This window comes from Nonlabens sp. MB-3u-79, from assembly GCF_002831625.1.
Taxonomy (GTDB): domain Bacteria; phylum Bacteroidota; class Bacteroidia; order Flavobacteriales; family Flavobacteriaceae; genus Nonlabens.
In genome coordinates, this window is record NZ_CP025116.1 from 1,775,243 (window position 1) to 1,793,596 (window position 18,354).

At 37.4% G+C, this 18,354-nt stretch carries 17 protein-coding genes; 2 read left to right on the forward strand and 15 right to left on the reverse strand.

Features of this window, described 5'->3' with window-relative positions:
- Nucleotides 1-205: 205 nt before the first annotated feature.
- Nucleotides 206-3,454, reverse strand: a complete 3,249-nt coding sequence (locus CW736_RS07900; RefSeq protein WP_101013445.1) for a S41 family peptidase — start codon at nucleotides 3,452-3,454, stop codon at nucleotides 206-208.
- A 456-nt stretch (nucleotides 3,455-3,910) separates the two neighbouring features.
- Between CW736_RS07900 and CW736_RS07905 the strand changes: the two genes are divergently transcribed.
- Nucleotides 3,911-4,666, forward strand: coding sequence for a glycoside hydrolase family 25 protein (locus CW736_RS07905; protein ID WP_232735316.1), 756 nt, complete (start codon nucleotides 3,911-3,913; stop codon nucleotides 4,664-4,666).
- 1 nt (nucleotide 4,667) lies between these two features.
- On the opposite strand, the gene CW736_RS07910 is transcribed toward CW736_RS07905, so the two are convergent.
- The 12 genes from CW736_RS07910 to CW736_RS07965 all read right to left on the reverse strand — a co-directional run bounded on the left by CW736_RS07910 (nucleotide 4,668) and on the right by CW736_RS07965 (nucleotide 15,766).
- Nucleotides 4,668-5,840, reverse strand: coding sequence for a cytochrome-c peroxidase (locus tag CW736_RS07910; RefSeq protein WP_101013446.1), 1,173 nt, complete (start codon nucleotides 5,838-5,840; stop codon nucleotides 4,668-4,670).
- 107 nt (nucleotides 5,841-5,947) lie between these two features.
- Nucleotides 5,948-6,439, reverse strand: a complete 492-nt coding sequence (locus tag CW736_RS07915; protein ID WP_101013447.1) for a GIN domain-containing protein — start codon at nucleotides 6,437-6,439, stop codon at nucleotides 5,948-5,950.
- Nucleotides 6,440-6,821: 382 nt separating this feature from the next.
- Nucleotides 6,822-7,640, reverse strand: a complete 819-nt coding sequence (gene kdsA / locus CW736_RS07920; RefSeq protein WP_101013448.1) for a 3-deoxy-8-phosphooctulonate synthase — start codon at nucleotides 7,638-7,640, stop codon at nucleotides 6,822-6,824.
- A 15-nt stretch (nucleotides 7,641-7,655) separates the two neighbouring features.
- Nucleotides 7,656-8,057: a rhodanese-like domain-containing protein gene (locus CW736_RS07925; protein WP_101013449.1), complete on the reverse strand. Its 402-nt coding sequence runs from the start codon at nucleotides 8,055-8,057 to the stop codon at nucleotides 7,656-7,658.
- Complete coding sequence (locus tag CW736_RS07930) at nucleotides 8,057-8,377, reverse strand: rhodanese-like domain-containing protein (RefSeq protein WP_317044390.1); 321 nt, start codon at nucleotides 8,375-8,377, stop codon at nucleotides 8,057-8,059. Before CW736_RS07930 ends, CW736_RS07925 begins: the two co-directional genes overlap by 1 nt.
- 7 nt (nucleotides 8,378-8,384) lie before the next feature.
- Nucleotides 8,385-9,800: an MBL fold metallo-hydrolase gene (locus CW736_RS07935; RefSeq protein ID WP_101013450.1), complete on the reverse strand. Its 1,416-nt coding sequence runs from the start codon at nucleotides 9,798-9,800 to the stop codon at nucleotides 8,385-8,387.
- 179 nt (nucleotides 9,801-9,979) lie between these two features.
- The gene (locus tag CW736_RS07940) at nucleotides 9,980-10,678 is read right to left on the reverse strand and encodes a thioredoxin family protein (protein ID WP_101013451.1); all 699 of its coding nucleotides are present in this window, start codon (nucleotides 10,676-10,678) and stop codon (nucleotides 9,980-9,982) included.
- Nucleotides 10,675-11,154: a TlpA family protein disulfide reductase gene (locus CW736_RS07945; protein ID WP_232735317.1), complete on the reverse strand. Its 480-nt coding sequence runs from the start codon at nucleotides 11,152-11,154 to the stop codon at nucleotides 10,675-10,677. Before CW736_RS07945 ends, CW736_RS07940 begins: the two co-directional genes overlap by 4 nt.
- Before the next feature lie 100 nt (nucleotides 11,155-11,254).
- Nucleotides 11,255-11,752, reverse strand: a complete 498-nt coding sequence (locus tag CW736_RS07950) for a YkgJ family cysteine cluster protein (RefSeq protein WP_101015075.1) — start codon at nucleotides 11,750-11,752, stop codon at nucleotides 11,255-11,257.
- 548 nt (nucleotides 11,753-12,300) lie between these two features.
- Nucleotides 12,301-13,188 (reverse strand): bifunctional 5,10-methylenetetrahydrofolate dehydrogenase/5,10-methenyltetrahydrofolate cyclohydrolase, encoded by an 888-nt coding sequence (locus CW736_RS07955; RefSeq protein ID WP_101013452.1) that lies wholly within the window; start codon nucleotides 13,186-13,188, stop codon nucleotides 12,301-12,303.
- Between the two features lie 191 nt (nucleotides 13,189-13,379).
- Nucleotides 13,380-14,708, reverse strand: coding sequence for a signal recognition particle protein (gene ffh, locus CW736_RS07960; protein ID WP_101013453.1), 1,329 nt, complete (start codon nucleotides 14,706-14,708; stop codon nucleotides 13,380-13,382).
- A gap of 176 nt (nucleotides 14,709-14,884) precedes the next feature.
- Entirely contained in the window at nucleotides 14,885-15,766 is an 882-nt protein-coding gene (locus tag CW736_RS07965; RefSeq protein WP_101013454.1) for a Brp/Blh family beta-carotene 15,15'-dioxygenase, read from the reverse strand.
- An 86-nt stretch (nucleotides 15,767-15,852) separates the two neighbouring features.
- On the opposite strand from CW736_RS07965, the gene CW736_RS07970 reads away from it, so the two are divergent.
- A complete protein-coding gene (locus CW736_RS07970) occupies nucleotides 15,853-16,584 on the forward strand; it encodes a bacteriorhodopsin-like (RefSeq protein ID WP_101013455.1) in 732 nt (243 codons plus the stop codon).
- 532 nt (nucleotides 16,585-17,116) lie between these two features.
- Here CW736_RS07970 and CW736_RS07975 read toward each other — a convergent pair.
- Complete coding sequence (locus tag CW736_RS07975) at nucleotides 17,117-17,548, reverse strand: peptidylprolyl isomerase (RefSeq protein WP_101013456.1); 432 nt, start codon at nucleotides 17,546-17,548, stop codon at nucleotides 17,117-17,119.
- A gap of 387 nt (nucleotides 17,549-17,935) precedes the next feature.
- Nucleotides 17,936-18,349: a hypothetical protein gene (locus CW736_RS07980; protein ID WP_157810910.1), complete on the reverse strand. Its 414-nt coding sequence runs from the start codon at nucleotides 18,347-18,349 to the stop codon at nucleotides 17,936-17,938.
- Nucleotides 18,350-18,354 lie beyond the last annotated feature (5 nt).

An 18,354-nucleotide genomic window follows, 5' to 3' on the forward strand; every position in this document is an offset into this window, starting at 1 on the left:
CTTAGAATGGCAAATGAAGGCTATGATTGCTCCCATGAGAAGAATCCTAATAGAAGGTTTTTTTATGTTTTGCCGCCTATGCTGTATAAAAGAACGGCTTGCGCCATCTAGCGCAAGCCGTTCTTATCATGTTTCTGGATGTTAAAAGCTCTAGTCTTTATTCTAACACCACAAGTCTTTACTTATTAGCAAGCAGCAATGATTCTTAGTTTTTATCCCAACCTGTTGCTTTTTTCCAGCGCACCGGTGCCGCAGGTTCCGGTTTTGCTTTAAACTCTTGAGCAGGTAATAGACTTAATGCTACTTGAACTGCTTTTTCTAATTGTGGATCTATTCCTGAAGAGATGCTTTTAGGGTCTTGAATAACCTCAATATCTGGTGCCACACCTTCTCCTTCTACAGCCCAATTTCCATCCAGATCAAAGAAGCCGCCGCGTGGTGCCACCATTCTTCCACCATCTATAAATCTTGGGGTGTCCCAAGTTCCTACTAATCCGCCCCAAGTTCTAGTACCTACTATAGGTCCTATATTTTGTTGTTGGAACATATAAGGAAGTAAATCACCACCAGATCCAGCTCTTTCATTAATAAGCATCACTTTAGGGCCAAATATTCCTGCCATAGGAGTGGTCCATGGTTGGTTATCATTTGCCTTGCTGTTAAAATACCCCATAGGCTCGCGATTCATAATATCAATCATGTAGTCTGCCGCAGAGCCACCACCATTATTACGCTCATCTATTACCACTCCTTTTTTATCTTGTTGAGAAAAATAATACCTATTGAAGGAAGTAAAGCCACCATCACCGGTGTTGGGTACATAGACATAAGCCAGTTGACCCTTTGATAATTTATCTACTTGGCGTCTGTTAGCTTCTATCCATTCTACCGTTCTTAAACCACGTTCACTTCTTACAGGTTTTATGATCAGCTTTTTGGCATCTTTCTCTTTACCAGTAGAACTCACTTTAAGACTTATGGTACGGTTTGCTGTTTGTTCTAGAAGTTGGAAGGGATTTAGGTTTTCGCTTAAAGCGGCACCATTAATAGCGTGTATATAATCTCCTTCTTGAACATCAAGTCCAGGCATAGAAAGCGGGCCAGTTACATTTGGATTCCAGTTCTCGCCTGTATATATTTTCTTAATTCGATACATTCCCTTGTGCAGTTCTAAATCTGCTCCTAATAAGCCTACAGGAACGTAATTAGCATCTGGTAGATCACCACCAGAAACATAGGAATGGCCTATGGCGATTTCACCACTCATAATGTCTACCACATAATTGAGATCTACCCGATGACGCACGTCTTTGATCCAGGGTGCATACCAATCATAAACTTGATCCCAAGGAGCTCCATGTGTATTATCTACATACAGGAAGTCTCTCATATAACGCCATCCTTCTTTAAAGATTTGGGCATATTCCTCTTGCGGGTTGACCTTTATTTGAATGGAAGTTTTAAGCGTTTCTTTTCCAGCGGCATCTGCTTTGGTATCGTTCAAGCTCCAGTTGCCTGATTTATAAATTAGAATATGGCTACCATCATAGGAGGAAATCATGCCATTGACTTCAGTGGCAAATTCTTTTGCTTTCTGTTCTTTTACATCGTATTTGTGAACTTTGAACCCGCTTTCATTAGGAATGCTTTCTGCAATAAAAACAACTCCAGCAGGACCTTTAGTCATGCTGACATAATTTCTAGCAGGGAGGTCCATTGGGATGATACGTTGATAGATTCCTTCTTTATCGATCCTTACTGTTACAGCGGTATCTTCTTCTTTGTCGGCAGCCTTCTTTTTGTCCTTTTCCTTGTCTGTTGCTGTATCTGATTTTTCTTCATCCGTTTCTGGTAGGTGAGGTGCTTTAGCATTTTTAGACAGTACGACTGCATATAGCGATCTGTTCAATGATTTATCCATAGAACTCATGTCCAACCATCCAGAACTAAGACCGTAATCCGTGCTTGTCAATGTGTATAGATAGTCGCCAGACTCATCCCAAACAGGGTCGATAGAATCTGCCAGTGGGTCTGTGATTTGAATGGTTTCCTTGGTGTCTATGTTGTAAGCAAAAATGGCTTTGAAGTGGCTTTTCAACTGTTTGCTGTAAGCGATCCATTTACTGTCTGGTGACCATACAGGGTTTAAAGTTCTGTTGGGATGTGCAAAATTATCTGTTGCTACGATGTTATAGGTTCCAGTAGCAATCTCGAGTACATAGGCATTAAAGTTAGTATCTGTAAACGTGAGATACTTTCCGTCTGGAGACCAGTCTGGTTTAAAGTAAAACGTAGGATTTGCTATGGCTATGGTTTTTTTATTAGCACCATATTGATCGGTAACCATCAATTGGTATTCCCCACTTTGATCAGAGAACCAGGCTATTTGGTCTCCTTTAGGCGACCAGATGGGACTGCGGTCTGCAGCTGCAGTAGAGTTGGAGATATTACGCCAGGTACCGTTTTCTTTAGGTACTGTAAAAATTTCTCCTCGGTGTTCAAAAAGAACCCGTTTTCCATTAGGCGAAATATTAGGATTGCTTAAGTCTGAAGCTTTTACTTCTTCCCATCGCTCTCTAGCATAGTTGTAATCGGCATTTACATCAATGGCAAGTGGAGTGGTCTTTCCTGAATTGGGATCCAAAAGATGTAAATAACCAGCTTGTTCGTACACGATCTGATTCTGGTCGGTGTCTAAGTTTTTTACATCAAACCTTTTGTGAAAAGTAATTTGTTTTTCTTCTTTGGATTTGGGGTTGTAGGACCAGATGTTACTGGTATAATCCCGCTCAGAAATGTAATAAATCACCTCCTTATGCCATACCGGGGTCAGGTGACGTTCCTGATCTAATTGAGGGGTGGTTTGCAATTCTTTAGTCTTTAAATCTACGATCCAAATAGGAAGCGCCTGCCCACCGCGGTAGTTGCGCCATTCTGAATCCCATGAGGTGATGGGAGTATAGGCTAGGTATTTCCCATCGCTAGACATATTCCCAAAAGCAGCTCTACCTATATCTATTTTTACAGGAAAATGCTCCTCAAGACCTATGGTAAATAAATGACTGGATTGAGTAGGTTTTGATTCCCGATCAGATCTAAAAATGATTTTGTTGTTAGGAGTCCATCCTTGGACAAAGTCTCCACTGGGATGAAACGTAATTCGTTTTGGTTCACCGCCAGAAGATGGAATGACATAAACATCCATATTCCCATCATACTCTGCGGTAAAAGCGATCATGCTGCCATCTGGTGAAAACTGAGGGGTCATTTCGTAACCTATATCGCTCGTAAGTCTTATGGCACTCCCTCCAGAGGTGCTGGCTTTCCAAAGATCATTTGCATAAGAAAAAACAACTTGACCCTTATGTATACTAGGTTGTCTTAAAAGCTGTGTTCCTTGACTTGTGGCAAGAATTCCAGAAAGTGCAAGAAAAATGCTGAGTAAATTTTTCATAGTTGATGTATTGTGGTTACAAGATATAACATTTATATATGTGTTGTATTCGGTTTTTTATTTTGTCTAAAAAATAAAAATAGGTGCACAGGACATGAAATGGAACGCTAAATTTCCAATAAGGCTATTGTTCAAACCAAGCTATAGCGTTATGGATCTATTCATGTGTAGACGAACCAGCTTCCATTAAAAAGGTGTTTATCAATGCTCTTAGAGCATAGACTTCTTAGAACTCCATTGAAACAGCATTAGCATTAAATATATAAATGATAAAAGTCTGATTTTTTTTTAAAAAAAGGAGAAAGACATTTGTAAATTTATATCCTGATAAAATGATCCATAACGGAACCAGTATGGAGTTCTTATCGCTTGTGAAAACTACAATAGAAATTGTTCTTTGCGAGTGGTAAAATGAGAAGAAAGCAATGATTAAAAATGTAACTCCAAAACAAAGAAATGAAGCCTAAAAAATGGACAGCAGTGATCGTACTAGCGGTGACTCTTTTAGTGACGGTAACTATAATAATGACCGAGCGTTATTCTTATCATAGCAGTCCCCGACAACCTGCTAACACGTTTTTACACCAACGAATTAAGAAATTTCAAATTCACGGAATAGATATCAGTCATCATCAAGGACTTATTGATTGGCAACAGGTAAAACATCCAGATACCGCTCATAGGTTCAATTTTGCTTTTATAAGAGCAACGGTAGGAATGAATAAGGATCAACGCTTTAAAGAAAATTGGGAAGCGGCTTTGGATCATGGATTCTCTCGAGGAGCCTATCATTATTACTGGAGTAATGTCAATAGCACAAAGCAAGCGCATCATTTTATAGAAACCGTTTCTATAGCAAAAGGAGATCTTCCACCAGTACTCGATATTGAAGATATCTCCAATGTCCAAAATAAAAAGTCGTTGAGGAAAGGACTTAAAAATTGGATCCAGATCATCGAAACTCATTATGGTGTGAAGCCTATTATATATAGCGGGGAAGCTTTTTATAGAGATGTTTTGAAAGCCGACGCCTATTTTAATGATTATCCAAGAGTATGGATTGCTAACTATAACGGAGTTGCCTCCCCTCGCATTTCATGGGATTTCTGGCAGTACACCGACCGCATGCCTGTAAATGGCATTGTAACATTAGTAGATGCCAATGTTTTTAAAGGTTCTCTGGAAGAATTTAATAGGCTTTTAGTTCCTTGATTTATGGAGTAATAAAAGGGTTGCTCCATTTTACATTCGTATACATATCATTACCAGTTAAGGTTTTTAAAAAATTTACTAAAGCTTCTTTATCAGTAATAGATAGATTCAATTGTTGCCCTATCGGGCCATTAGGGCCTAATCCTTGAAACAATAATGGGTCTACCAGTTGCTGGTTAGTCATATCTATATCATTATAATGTTCTACCATTTCTAACAAGGAATTTAAAGAGCCGTTATGCATAAGAGGTCCATTAAGGTAGCCTGCTGGGTTTTCTAAATCTCTTAAAGTAGGAGCTCTTGTGTTATTGTGATCAAAAATGGTTGGGTCTGCAATGGTCGCGATGATTCCATTGTTGTGAATATTATCTTTTATCGCAAATTCTGGTGGTACGTGGCAACTCACGCAACCTGCACCTCCATTTTGTGGGACGGTGGTAAATAAAAATTTCCCACGATTTTCTGACATGTTATAGTTAGGAAACGGCTGCCCTGGATTTCCAGTTAATAAAAGACCATCATCATACTTAGAATCAAACGACTGAATACTTAAAACAAATTGAGCAAGACTTTCTTGTAGACGTTCTTCAGTAACCAACTCGTCACCATAAACATGATTAAAAAGTACTTGGTAATAATCAATTTGAGATAATTTACTTAATAGGTCGTCAAAATTAGGAGCAGCATTTTCACCGCTAAAACCCATTTCTAAATGATCCTTAATAGGTTCGGTTACTTGTCTTTCTAACGAGTTGACTCTTTCATTCCAGAAATAGTTAGTCCCTGCTTGAAAACCAGTATTTACTAACCTCATACTATGTCTTGCTGTTACTCCGTTAACACCTATGCTGGCTATTGCGGTATCACTAAAAGCATTTTCTTGTTGATGACAATTAGCGCAAGAAATTGAATTGTCAATAGATAATTGTTTGTCGTAGAACAATATGCGTCCTAAGGTGGCTTTTTTATTATCTATGGTATTTCCTGTTTCCGTAAAGCGTATGTAAGGTGGGATATTTGTGTTTTGATAATTTAAAGTAGAATTAAGGTCCACATTCGTGCCAAATACACTTTCTAAAATAGTTTGATCTGTAGGGATGTAATCTTCTTCACTGCTTTGACAGGAGGTAATGGAAATGAGGGTGATTAAAGCTAAAACAAGACAGGATTTCATAAACGACTTTTTGTTAAGACCGTCACAAGGTAACGAGTTTAATTTTAATAAAAAGAAATGGCTTCATGAGTGATCATGAAGCCATTTCAAATCTATAAATAGATGTTTTAATTGGTAACCATCGGCACTCCATCAACCGTTTCATTAGTTGATTTTGCATTATGGCTAATAACTTTACTGTCATTCGAGCGCAGTATTTGAAGGTCTTTAATCTCGGTATCACCAGTATTTACAAGGGCACCTTTATTGGCAAGGATGACCATTCTATCTTGATATTTGAAATTTGTTAAGGTCACCTGTGTCTTGCCTGTTATAGAAAGTGCTTCTATGTCGTCGGTATAAATACGAATTTTCAGTCCAGGAATACTTTGTTCAGAATTTTGTGTAATGACCAAAGAATTATGATCAGACACAACGTTTAAACCTTTTAGGTTTTCTGTGTTTTTATTGAAAATAATTTGACTTTTATTAGAATGCACTATTTCAACTTGTGCCTCCGTATCAATTTTAATTTTGGAGAAGTCTTCTACTTCTTGAATACTTTGTGCGGTACATAAGCCTACAAAAAGGACAGCAGTTATTACTATTATTTTTTTCATGTCTTAAAATTTTTAATTGTTAGTTACTTACCAGATAGACCTGTCATTTTATAAATTGTTACAGGTTTAGATGTTTTTTGTTGAATTAAAAATCTTTTTAATTCGTATTTAATGGAACATAAAATTATGATACAGCAGGGTAGTAGCTATTTTAAGCAGTTAAATGAGTAAGAATAAAATATAGCTGAATGGCATTTAATAAAGCAGCTTCTGTTGAATTTGATTCAACATACTAATTGAAATGTACCTGATTGCCCCTTATCTGTCATCTCATCCTAAAGCTCTTTTGGACGGCCTTATTTTTAAATCTTTGTGGAGTTACAGCAAAAAAAAAGCTGCTATTTTTAAAATAGCAGCTTGGAATTTGAAGAGAATGGGAGTGTTAAAACGAATTGATTGTTTTTCTAATAGCAACCAGTCTTGTAAGAAGTCCTTCTAAATGTTGAAGATCCAGCATGTTTGCTCCGTCACTTTTTGCATTTGCTGGGTCAAAGTGTGTTTCTATAAATAAACCATCTACATGGTTGACAATACCAGCGCGAGCGATAGTTTCTATCATGTCTGGTCTTCCACCAGTAACACCACTGTTCTGGTTAGGTTGTTGTAAACTATGAGTCACATCAAGAACAGTAGGAGCAAAGGCTCTCATGGTAGGAATCCCTCTGAAATCTACAATCATATCTTGATAACCGAACATCGTACCACGATCTGTGATCCATGCTTTATCACTTCCTGTATCTTTTACTTTTTGTACGGCATGCTTCATGGCTTCGGGTGACATGAACTGACCTTTTTTAAGGTTCACTACTTTGCCGGTTTCTGCTGCTGCGACAACTAGATCAGTTTGTCTTACGAGAAATGCAGGAATTTGTAATACATCCACATACTCTGCTGCCATTGCTGCATCGCTGACCTCGTGAATATCGGTAACCGTAGGGATATCAAATGTCTCAGAAACTTTACGTAATATTTTTAATGCATTCAGGTCTCCTATACCTGTAAAGCTATCAATACGACTGCGGTTTGCTTTTTTAAAACTTCCTTTAAAAACATAAGGTATTTTTAAATGATCTGTAATTTTGACCACTTTTTCAGCTATTCTTAATGCCATGTCTTCTCCTTCAATGGCACAAGGTCCAGCGAGTAGAAAGAAGTTATTTGCATCTAAATGTTTAAGTTTAGGTATACTATTAAGTTGCATAAAATGCTGTTTAAATTAATTTCTGACGAGTACTTCTCTGCCGCTTTCTTCCCATTTGGAAATACCACCTTGCATATCATAAATAAGAGTGAAGCCTTTATCTTGGAGAATCTGAGCACAACGCTCACTTTGGCCACCTTTATTACAATAGATAAGAAGGGGTTCGTTTTTATCTAATTGATCAAGGTAGCTATTGAGGTCATCATCTTCTACCTCAATATTAATCGCGTCTTTAATGTGTTTATCAGTAAACTGTATTTCGCTGCGTACATCAATCACCTTGACTTTATTCAATTCCATCATGTTAGCTGCTTCTTCTACAGTCACCTGATTGATGACACCTGGTTGGTCATTGAAACAGCTTTGTACAGAGAGTACCAGTAAGGATATGAGTAGTATTTTAAATAGACTTTTCATTATTCTGGGATTGCTGTATCTCCATCCCAATTGCTGTAACCGCCAGTAAGGTTAAAAGTGTTTTTTAAACCCAACTGCTCCATGATCTGGCAAGCTTGCATACTTCTACTGCCAGCACGGCAGTAAACGTAATAATTCTGGTCGGCATCCATATTATTCATAGCGTTCATGAATTCTTGAGGTTTAAATATATCGTAATGCAAAGCGCTTGGAATAATTCCTTCACTTACTTCTTCATCGGTGCGCACATCGATAATAAAGCCTTTAGTATCTTGAGCCGTTTGCTCTTTCCATTCTTGGTTGTTGAGGTCTGTTATCATAATTGTCTTATAAGGAACAATTGCTTGTCGCAACTATTTTTTGATTTTTTAAATTCGTATTCTTAATGGCTCCATAACCACCTTCTACATTTATTATATTTTTAATGCCGTTAGCCTTTGCAATACTAGAAAATATTACAGATCTATAGCCACCGGCACAATGAACGTGATAAGTGGTATCAGCATTTAAGTTTTTTACTTCTTCATGGATCTCACTTAAAGTATGTAGCGGTACACTGCAAATATGCCCAGTTTCATATTCACCAGGCTTACGTGTATCTATGGGGTTTTTTACAGAACCATCTTCCAAACCGTCTATAAAAGCTTGTGGGGTACAGTTTTTAATAGTTGTGACTTCTAAATCACTGTTTTTCCAAGTGTCAAAACCACCTGATAAGTATCCTTGGGCATTATCATAACCTACACGAGCAAGTCTGATCACCGCCTCTTTTTCCCGCCCTTCAGGGACAACGAGAATTATTTTCTGATCTATATTTTCAATTAAAGCACCTACCCATGGGGCAAACTGTCCATCCAGACCTATAAACCAAGACCCAGGAATGGCACCTGCCGTGTATTCTTGGGGAGATCTTACATCTAACACTAAATAATCAGGGTCTTCAGCGAGTGCTTTAAAAGCGGCCAACTTTATAGGTGTTATTCCTCTTGCAATAACTTCGTCTATGCTAGAATTAACGCCTTTATTCATCCAGACATTTTTAGGAAAGTAAGCAGGAGGCGCTGCGATACCTGTAGTCACTTCTTTTACAAAATCTTCTTTACTTAATGTAGGAGACAGTGCGTAATTGGTTTTTTTCTGATTGCCTAATGAGTCACTGGTTTCTTTACTCATATTTTTACCACATGCACTTCCTGCTCCGTGAGCTGGATATACGGTAATGTGATCAGGTAAAGGCATGATTTCATTTCTTAAGGAATCGTATAAATGAGCGGCAAGATCTTCTTTGCTTATGTCAGATTTCACAGCTAGATCTGGTCTTCCTACGTCTCCTATAAAAAGAGTGTCACCAGTAAATAAAGCTTGTTCTTTACCTTCTTCGTCTTTTAAAAGATAACAAGAAGATTCCATGGTATGTCCAGGAGTGTGCAATAATTGTAACGACAGGTTCCCTATTTTAAATGCTTGTAAGTGTTCCGCTTTCGCGAAAGCGTAACTAGTAACCGCATTTGGACCTATAACAATCGTGGCCCCAGTTTTATCTGCTAGATCTACATGTCCAGAAACAAAATCTGCGTGGAAATGGGTAAGAAAAATATAGGTAATGGTCACGCCGTCTTCTTTAGCGCGGTCTATGTATTGTTGTACCTCTCGCAAAGGGTCAATGATAGCAGCTTCACCGTTTGAGGCAATGTAATAGGTTCCTTGAGCAAGACATTTAGTATAATATTGTTCCAGGATCATAAAGTTGATTTTATGCAAAAATACAATTTATAAACCTCAGAAATAAGAAAAGCTCATGAGTAGATCATAAGCATGTATAGAAAATAGTGATGCTAATTTGCACCGGTAAGCATCTAAGGGTATCAGGGTAAAATATTTTTTTCTTTTCTTTTTTGAAATTCAAACACAAATGCACAGCCTTACTTAATACGGCATCCTATAGCCGTAGATGTAGTGACCTTTATGCGTTCACCATTGAGCAGGGCTTGTAACGCATTTTCAAGATAGGTATTCTTCACCGCATTTGCATCTTGATAATTATCATCAATGGCCCCTATATATTTTACGATATAGTCCTTGCCTTCTTTTTGAAGTAAGAAGACATGAGGGGTTTTTGTAGCACCGTACTGAGGGTAAATTTTTTGTCCGGCATCTAACAAATAGGGGAAAGTAAAGCCTTTTTCCTTTGCTCTTGTTTTCATAGCGTCAAAACTGTCGGTAGGGTATTCTTTTGGGTTATTAGGATTGATAGCGATAACCGGGTATCCTACACTTTTATATTTTTGGTCTAAAGCGATAATTCGGTCTTCATACGCCACACTATAAGGGCAATGATTGCAGGTAAAAATAATAACAAATCCTTTTGCCTCTTTAAAGTCCTTAAGAGATGTGGTATTGCCATCTGTATTTTTTAAAGAAAAATCTGTTGCAGCATCACCTATATCATATCCTTTTGTGGAGCTAATTTTTACGGCTGCTTCTGTATGGAGGTATTCCTTATTGGGGGTGGGTTTTTGAGCAAAAAGGTTTTTGCGCTCTCGATGATCTAGTATTCCGAAAAAAAATGAAATTGCAAGTCCGCCAACTAATAGAATCACTAATATTTTTAACGTCTTCATAAAAATTCATTTATGGCATTTTCCAATTCATCGTAGGTCAATGCTTTGTTGTAAAATTGTTTTTTGTCTTTAGAAATGATTAAAGTCACAGGTATAGCACCATCCCAGTGCTGATCAACTAGGGGAATCCACTCTGCCGCATAAGGATCATCTAGGAGTAATACCTTAGACCTTATTTGATTGTTTTCTAAAAAGGGTTGGACCGCAGTTGTTATACTTTTTGCCTCGTCTAAAGAGATTAAAATAACATCCAAATCCTCTTTATAGGAAGCACCTATTTTTTCAAAATAGGGTAACTCTTCTATACAAGGGGCACACCAAGTTGCCCAAAAGTTGATCACTTTTATTTTTTCATTATCTGCAATAAGAGCTTGTTTTAATCCGTCCTGATTTATGGTGACCACTTTTGCAATAGGTCGTTGATCACAGGAGAGTAGGCTGAGCATCAAAAAAACGATAAGTATATTAATTTTCATCTTACCAAAGATAAGAGAGGAAGGGCTCCCTCAAAAGGGTTTAACAAAAGATGGCTCAGAATTTAAGAAACTATAACAAAAGCTATGTAGGAAATCACTCTTATAAGGTAGGTAGGCTAGCTTTCATACGTTCTACTATTTTGTAGGCAGCTGGGCAAACAGAAGTGTTTGTCACGGTAAGTGTTCCTATTTGATAAATTTTTCTTCGGTCGGTATGAGGGTATTCTCTGCAGGCTTTGGGTCTCACTTCATATATAGAACAATAATTATCGGCTCCTAGAAAATGACATGGAGTTTGTTGCAATACATAGTCCTGATCTTCATCAACCTTTAAAAATTGATCGATAAAATCACCGGGTTTCATTCTAAAATGCTTAGCAATTCTATCGATATCAATATTGGTAAATAGAGGCCCGGTAGTCTTGCAACAATTAGCACAAGTAAGGCAGTCTACTTCTTCAAAAACTTCATTGTGAATTTCTTGAACGACACCGTCTAGTCCTTTTGGTTTTTTCTTGCGCAGTTTTTTAAAGAAGTCTGTGTTTTCTTTTTTCTTCTGTTGCGCTAGTTGAGGAAGTTGTTGGAGAAAGTCTTCCATAAGGGATACTATGTTTATTTTATGAACTCGTATTTGAGTGGAGCCCTTCTTTAGAGCAACCACTTATTTATTGAAATAAAAAAAAAGTGTTTTGCTTTGAAAAAATCTAAGATACTATCTATTTGCCACTCTGTTAGCTTAGAGAGCAAGTAATGCAATAATCAAGTAGAATAAAGTCAAAATTCTGGTAGGTTATTATTAGAAACAAGTGATCTCGTAGCTCAGCTCACATGAAAAAGAACGATCAAACGATTACTACTCTTGATTCCCTCTAGTTGTTCCAATGCTGCGTATTTATCGTCAGGAGGGATCAAAAATATAGTCAACTCCGTTTTTATAACTGCATAGAGAGCAGTAAAAGTTCCCTCTTATTTGGAGTTATAGAAAGATATCATCCCCACACCGTCTGCATCTCATCTTAGATCTCTAAAGTGTAGATAAGCTCAGAATAGATGATGACTGAATCTTCATTCTTACAAGAGTAAAGCTTGCGTTCTTTTGCACTATTTCACTTTCGCGAAAGCAGCTTTCTAAACATTCTTGTAGGACTATTTTGCAGCCGCTCTATGACGTTCTCTAGCTAACAAGGTGTTCTTGAGCAGCATTGCAATGGTCATGGGGCCAACACCCCCTGGAACAGGTGTGATGTAACTTGCCTTTTTAGAAACATTTTCAAAATCTACATCACCAGTGATATAGTATCCGCGTTCTCTAGATTCGTCAGGTACACGAGTAATTCCTACATCTATAATAACCACATCGTCTTTTACCATTTCTGCCTTTAGGAATCCTGGAACACCAAGAGCGGTAATAATAATGTCTGCTTGAGAAGTGATTTGCGTTATATTCTTGGTATGACTGTGAGTAAGAGTAACCGTTGAGTTGCCAGGGAATCCTTTTCTTCCCATTAATATACTCATAGGTCTTCCAACAATGTGTGATCTTCCTATAACAACAGTGTGTTTCCCTTGAGTTTCTACACCATAACGATCCAATAATTCAAGTATTCCAAAAGGGGTAGCAGGAATAAAGGTGCTCATATCCAGCGCCATTCTACCAAAGTTAGTAGGGTGGAAGCCATCCACGTCTTTATCAGGGTCTACTGCCATCAAGACTTTTTGGGTGTCAATTTGTTTAGGTAGGGGTAACTGAACAATAAACCCATCAATTTCTGGATTATCATTTAGTTGTTTAATTTCTTTAAGAAGTTCGGTCTCGCTGGTAGTATCAGGTAGGCGTACCATAGTACTTTCAAATCCTACACGTTCACAAGCACGCACTTTAGAACCTACATAAGTAAGGCTTGCACCATCATTTCCTACGATTACCGCAGCGAGATGAGGTACTTTCTCACCGTTATTTTTCATTTTTTGAACGGTCTCCGTGATCTCGTTCTTAATGTCATTACTGGTTTTTTTTCCGTCGAGAATAATCATAGTTGTGCGTAATAGTTAAGGCATTTGTAAAATTCACAAATAACTAGTTAATTAAGAAATTTAAATACCTACACTTATTACCTACTTGTTAACGATAAGGTTTGCGAAGCATAAAAAGGAGATCTAACAACAAACCCCAAGCGCTAGCTTAGGATTTTTTAGTTTAAAATATTTTTAAAATCGGCAATTTATTATTTCATATTACCTAGAGCACTCATCATTGCTTTTCCTTTACCACCTTGCATCATCTTCATCATTTTGCTCATCTGGTTAAATTGTTTCAGCAATTGGTTGACATCAGTTACTGAGGTACCGCTACCATTAGCAATACGTTTTTTACGCGAGCCGTTAATCACTTGAGGTTGTGTGCGTTCTTCAATAGTCATGGAATGTATAATCGCTTCAATACCTTTAAAAGCGTCATCATCGATATCCACATCTTTGAGCATTTTTCCTGCACCAGGAATCATACCCATAAGATCTTTCATGTTACCCATTTTCTTGATTTGCTGTATCTGAGAAAGAAAGTCGTCAAAACCGAATTGGTTTTTTGCAATCTTTTTACTCAGCTTTCTAGCCTCTTCTTCATCAAATTGTTCTTGCGCGCGTTCTACCAGAGAGACTACGTCTCCCATTCCTAGAATACGGTCGGCCATACGTTCTGGATAGAAAATATCGATAGCCTCCATCTTTTCTCCAGTACCTATAAATTTAATAGGCTTATCTACTACAGATTTGATCGATAAGGCAGCACCACCACGTGTATCACCATCTAGTTTTGTAAGAACAACACCGTCAAAATTTAAAATATCATTAAAAGCCTTTGCGGTATTTACAGCATCCTGACCTGTCATGGAATCCACTACAAATAGAGTTTCCTGAGGTTGAATTGCTGCGTGCACATCGGCAATTTCTTTCATCATTTGCTCATCTACCGCAAGACGACCTGCGGTATCTATAATGACAGCGTTAAAACCGTTTTCTTTTGCATAGGCAATTGCGGCTTGAGAAATCTTTACAGGACTCTTCTCTTCGCGAATAGAAAACACTTCAACTCCTACACTTTCTCCTACTACATGCAATTGATCTATTGCCGCTGGGCGATAAATATCACAAGCTACTAGCAGTGTTTTTTTATTCTTTTTGGTTTTTAGGTAGTTAGCCAGTTTACCAGAAAAAGTAGTCTTACCAGATCCTTGAAGACCGGACATAAGAATTACGGTAGGATCACCACTTAGATTGATCCCAGCGGCCTCTCCTCCCATAAGGGCTGTGAGCTCATCTTTTACTATTTTGGTAAGAAGTTGGCCAGGTTTTAGTGTGGTGAGTACACCTTGGCCTAATGCCTTCTCTTTTGCACGAGCTGTAAAATCCTTTGCGATTTTATAGTTCACATCGGCATCTACGAGAGCGCGACGTATTTCTTTAAGAGTATCTGCAACGTTTACCTCGGTAATGCTTCCGTGTCCCTTAAGGACATGCATGGCTTTATCGAGCTTGTCAGTTAAATTATCAAACATATTTTTGACTCATTTTTTGAAGACCGCAAAGATACTATTTAAGGGGTTTATCTTCAAGGTTTTCATTTGGTTTGTGAATGTGGTAGAGATCAAACTTTTAATATGCGACCACTGGGCACTAATTTCTTTCTGTGTTCCGCTTTCGCGAAAGCGGAATTAAAATAAAAGGTAACAACTTATTTCTTGTGTAAATGATTCATCACAAACACATGAGGGAATGTAATACCTCCCAAAAAAGCAATAATGGTAGAAAGGAAGAGGTTGGTGTAGTCTTTTAAAAAATAATACAATACAGCTAAAAACACCAAGGCACCGATCCAATAAATTAAAGAATTTATTATGTATTTTTTTATGGAACCTTTTGAAACTTCCCCATTTAAAAAAGCAATCTGATTGTAAATAGAGGGGATGCTATGCCATAAAATAAAATATATGGCAAAACCCCAAAGTAAACTGGCCGTTTGAAATAAAAGATACAACACAATAAGGTAAAATATTTCTCGGCCTATCATATTCCAAGATAAGGATTTCATGACCTTTATAGAGCTGATGATCATTATCGCTGCCGATACGATTAAAGGGTACAATAAAAAGGAGTAGGTAATCTCAGTTTTTAAGAGGTCATTTATTATCAGGATGCTGTCGGTATGATGTATTACTAATAAAGTAAGAATAATGTTCAATCCATAAGAAGTTAAAAACAGGTTGTAAAGCCAAAAAGAAGCAATCTTATACCTTTCAAAATGCTCTTGTCCAAAATGGTAACCACTTATTAAAATAAATAGGACTAAAATGACTTCTGGGATGATGAAAAACAGCGCAAAACCCATCAAAACGACTAGTGCATATAACGCATTAAATGAAAAAACATTCTTGTTGTTATTTTTTTTTGTGTTAAAATAAATCTTTAGATCATTTGCTCCATGTCCTACTCCTATAGTTAATATTAAAAAATATCCAATGGCAAACTCCCATTTATCAGGCACTTGTATGGAAATCCACAAGGCAAAAAAGCTTAATACCATTATGGCATTATACAGGTGCAATTTCTTAGGCATAAACTTTTGTTTAATTTTAACATTGTAAAGTTAAACAATATTAATTCTGATTTCGTATATTTACTTGAATATATAAACCAAATATTATGACTAAATTACTTTTAAATCTTGAGGTAGCTAGATTAGCTGCTGACGATTATGTAGGATTTACATTCTTTGTAGGGTGTATGGCTATGATGGCAGCTAGTGCCTTCTTTTTCTTATCCATGAGCAGTTTTGACAAGAAGTGGCGAACTTCTATTCTAGTTTCTGGATTAATTACCTTTATCGCAGCAGTGCATTATTGGTACATGCGCGATTACTGGGCAAGCTTTGGTGAATCTCCAGTATTCTTTAGATATGTTGACTGGGTACTTACGGTGCCTTTGATGTGTGTGGAGTTTTATTTAATTCTTAAAGTTGCAGGAGCAAAGAAATCCCTTATGTGGAGACTTATTTTTCTTTCTGTAGTGATGTTAGTTACAGGTTACCTAGGTGAAGCCGTAGATCGCGATAACGCATGGTTCTGGGGTCTTATTTCAGGTTTAGCGTACTTCGTAATTGTTTACGACATCTGGTTCGGTCAAGCTAAAAAATTAGCTGTAGCAGCTGGTGGAGATGTTCTTGCAGCTCACAAAACACTTTGCTGGTTTGTACTAGTAGGATGGGCAATTTACCCAATAGGTTACATGGCTGGAACTCCAGGATGGTATGAGCCTTTCTTTGGTGGATTTAATCTAGACATCGTTTACAACATCGGTGATGCTATCAACAAAATTGGTTTTGGACTTGTAGTTTACAATCTTGCTGTATTAGCTTCTAAGAAATCAGAAGCATAATAATTACCGCATATCAAATATTTGTAAATGGCTCCTTCTAAAGGAGCCATTTTTTTATGCGTTTTATTTATCCAATTAACAGGACTAGTTGGTTGAAGTAATGGCTGTGAAACTTTAAAAAGTCTTATAATTTTGATATTTTCTTATACCCTATAAACAAAGGGTTTTGAATTCCAACAGCTTACAGGCTGAGGATAGACCTCAATGTTATTAGTGAATGAATAGCGTCGGGTATAGATGTGTTACATTTCCTTGGTTCTGGACCGTGATGGGATCTTTTTACTCTTATGCTTTTGTAAAAGGCGCTTATGCTTTGCTATCAAACCCGTTGATCGTAAGTTGGTGTTGCCGTCTATTTAATTAAGCTTGTATTCTATATGAAAGGACTGTGATTAGGGGGAGCTTTTTTATTTTTCTGGGCTGTACTCTTCGTATGTTTATCATAGAGATAAAACACTTTATTAAAAGTGTTCATAAAAAAAGCCCATCGAGACTTAACGCGATGGGCTTTTCTTTATAATAGGAGTGAGGATTAGTGAATCTCCACTACTTCTAGTTCAAATACCAAGTCTTGACCTGCAAGTGGATGGTTTGCATCTACTATAATATGATCTTCTTCTACCTGTGCAACGCGCAGCTGGCGCTCTGTACCATCAGGATTTTTTGAAACAAGTCCCATTCCTACCTCAGGTTTGATTTCTGGTGGTAGTTGAGTTCTTTCTACTTTATGAAAAAGCTCTTCAATGATTTCTCCATAAGCTTCTTCTTTAGGGATTTCAATAGTTTTTTTCTCATTTACTTTCATGTCAACAAGGCCTTTTTCAAAACCTGGAATTAACGCACCCTGACCTAATTGAGCTTCTAATGGCTCTCTTTCGGCAGAAGTGTCAAATACTTGTCCGTTTGCTTTTATTTTCCCTGTGTAATGCACCTTTACAGTGTCATTTGCTTTAACTTGACTCATAAAAATTGTTATTTTTTGTATCAGTTGCAAAGGTATGATTTGTAAATACTTATCAAAGTTTAATGGACTATAATGCGGTTTTATTAAGAAAGGCTTAACGATTACGCCGGTAAAACATCAAATTCATCAGGTGGCTGGTTTTTTTAATCCACCAAACCAGACTAATAAGAAGCTTTTAAATGCATCAAATTCTCTTATCTCAAATTTCAAGCAGCAATTTATTGTTTCTTGGGCAGCTATAATTTAAACGACTATAAAACTGGTGGTCATCTGTAGGCATGCTAATTGGAAAAGTGCCACTGACATTAGGATAAAGAAGTGGTATGCGTTCCTGCGCACAAGCGCTTCAATGCATTAACACTATTTTCTTCTAAATAAACAGCCGCTTTATTTTTTTAATGTTCCGGTCGCTGAGTAACCCCAGTCAGAATATCCATCTCCATCTTCATTAGAAACGTGTCTGGTATGATATATAGAAAGTTCGTTTTCTGATGTCCAAGAGAGGGAATAGAATTGAGTCTCTGTCCAGACACCACCAGAATCCATCCAGAATGCGTTAAGCTGGCCACCATAGCCTTTGCTCATCATAACTTCTTTAGAATAATCTTTAGCAAGATCCCCGTCTTCATCAGTTGTAGTCATGTAGACGTTATTTTGCTGTACAAACAGTCTTACAAAAACAGTTTCGCCGTCGTCTTTATTTAAAGTTCCTTCCCAAAGTCCATCAAAGTCCTTTGCTTGTCCAAACGCACTACCCATGCTAACGCATAGTAACAATGCAGTAAAAATCCATTTTTTCATAATTG